The following is a 2,620-nucleotide window of genomic DNA, read 5'->3' as shown; positions in this document are numbered from 1 at the left end:
GGCGGGGCTCGTCGCACCGCCGCCCGCCGTGCGCACGGGCGCTCCCACCGACGGCGCCAGCCTGCAATCGGTGCTGGCGACGGCAGGTGCCGCGCTGTTCGCGGTCGCGGCCATCGTGTTCACCTTCTTCAACCCCGAGCTCGGCGACCGCGCGGTGCGCAGCTGGATCATCGGAGGAGTGACGCTGGTGTTCCTCGCGGGCGCCTGGCTGCTGGCCAGGCGGAGGCTGCAGTCCTCGGCCGAGGCCGTCGGCGGATTGGGCCTGGTGTTCGTCGGGCTCGACGTGCAGGCCGTCGCGGGCTCGTTCACGGGACAGGGGGCCACCTGGACCTCCGCCGCGCTGGCGGCGCTGGTCGCAGGCGGGCTGATGCTCGCCGCGGGCCTGCGCGCCCGCATCCGGATCTGGGTGTGGACTTCGCTGCTGGCGCTGGCAGCTGTGCCGGCCATGCGGGGATTCGGTACGTCCGATGATCTCGGCGGGGCGCTGTGGCTCGCGGTCTCCGGCTTCGCGGCGACCGGGCTGATGGGCCTGCTGCCGCGGCTCGCGCCGAGGTTCCCCATGCGGCGGGGTGCCGCGGGCGACACGGACGCGGCGGATGCCGGAATCGGCATCTTCACCGATGCGGCACGAGCCGATACTGCAGGGGCCGACCGGCCGGATGCCGTCGGCGAGTCGGCACTACCCGACGAGCGTTCCGCGTCCGCCGTGCTCGCCGCTCCCCGCCGCCCGCTGATGCCGGAGCTTGCCGCCTTGACCGTGCTGCAGGTGATCGTCACCGCGCTGGCCGCAGGGCGCATCGTCTTCACCGCAGGCGGGGCCGTGCCGATCGCGGTGGTCCTCGCGGTGCTCGCCGTGCAGGCCGTCGTCGCCACGACGCGCACCATGGCGTGGGCGTGGTCCTTCGTCGCGGGCGGGCTGGCCGTCGCCGCCGGCGCGTTCGCGGCATCCGCTCTGCTGTCCGGCGGGAGCCGGTGGGTGGACTGGCTCGCGACGATCGTGCCGGCGGGAGCGGCGCTGGTGCTGCTCGTGTGCGCCCTCGTGCCGCTGCCGCGCCCCACGACGCGCGTGCCGCTGTCCATCGGCGCGGGTCTGGCGGCCGGGATCACCAGCGCCCCTGCCGTGCTCTCCGGGGCGATCATCGGCAGCGACCTCCTGCGGCCCGCGGGAGAGCAGGCGGGGCGGCTCACCGGCTCATCCGTGCTCGGCTCGCTGACGTGGGCGGGGATCGTCGGCCTGGGCGTGATCTCAGCGGGCTTCGCGCTGTTCGCGCTGTGCACCCGGCGCAGGCCGGACATCCTCTCGCTGCGACCCGCAGCCCTCGTGGTCGCCGTGCTGTACGCCACCGCCGCCGTGCTCTCGCTGAGCGCCGGACGGGTGCTCCCCCTGCCGCTGAGCATCGCCGTGCTGCTGGTCGTCACGGCCGCGGCTGGCTTCGCGAGCGCTCGGCCCGCCGGCAGCGGCTGGTCTTCGGCTCGTCTCCTGCTCGTCGCGGCGCTGCATCTCGCGCTGCTCATCTCGGTGGCGCTGGCCTGGCAGGATGAAGCGGTCGTGCCGTACGCCGGCGTCGGCACCCTGATCGCGCTGGCGGTCGTGGCGCGCACGACACCCGTCGCCGCACGGTTCCTCTACGCCGGTGCCGGATACGGCTACGCCCTGGCGCTGGTCGGCACCGCGGTCTCGCTCGCAGGAGTCGGCGGCATCACGCTGCTGTCGCTCGTGGCATCCGCCGGCCTCCTGGGAGCCGTCGCCGCGACGTTCCTGCCCATCGGCGCCCGCAACTGGCAGGCCGTGCTGGTCGTCGCCACGGTGCCGTTCGCGATCGGCGTCGTGCAGGTCGCGTTCGAGCGCAGCGGTTGGACGGCGCTGTCCACCGGGATGATGTTCGCTCTCGCACTGGTGCTGCTGCTCACCCGGCGTGCCGGGCTGACCGTCGTCATCCGAACGCTGGCAGCGGCACTGCTGGTGCCCGCGCTGTCGGTGACGATCCTGTGCCTGGGCGCGCAGCTGCTGGTGCGCAGCGGCTCTCCGGTGGTGCTTCCGATCATCGCCGTCGTGGTCGCCCTGGTGCTGCCGTCGGGGCGGATGATCCGCGATGCGCTGGTCGCCCGGGGCCGGGTCGCCGCGACGGCGGATGCCGCCCGCGCGGCGATCGAGGCCTCCGCGCTGCTGACCGGAGCCATCGCCGTGATCCTGGCCCTTCTGCGCGAGGCCGCCGGCTTCGGCACGGCGTGCCTGGTGCTGATCCTGCTCGGCGCCGGAGCGGCGCTGATGTCGATGCTGGCCGGTCGCCGCTACGGCTGGTGGGTGTCGGCTGCGGCGTTCACCGGCGCGCTGTGGTCGTTGTGGGCGCTGAACGGTGTCGGGTTGCCAGAGGCCTATCTGCTGCCCCCGTCGCTGGGTGCGGCGGTGGTGGCCGTGCTGCTCATGCTCCGCGGCGCGCCGGCCGTGCCGCTGCTCGCGGCGGGACTGGCGGGTGCGATCGTGCCGGTGCTGGCGCTGCTGATCGCGGCCGACGGGACGGATGCCGTGCCGTGGCGGGCCTCTGCGCTGCTGGCCGCGGGCTGGGCGCTGCTGGGAGCTGCCGCCCTGGTCGCACGCGCCGAGCGTCCCGCGCTGCGC

The 2,620-nt window shown here is 74.7% G+C and carries 1 pseudogene; it reads left to right on the top strand.

From position 1 onward, the window contains the following. Positions 1–2,620 (top strand): annotated as a pseudogene (locus WA967_RS12705) (hypothetical protein); the annotation flags it as partial.

The organism is Microbacterium sp. (assembly GCF_049650565.1).
GTDB lineage: Bacteria > Actinomycetota > Actinomycetes > Actinomycetales > Microbacteriaceae > Microbacterium.
The sequence above is the reverse complement of the archived record's forward strand: the minus strand, read 5'-3'. Positions and strand labels throughout refer to the sequence as shown.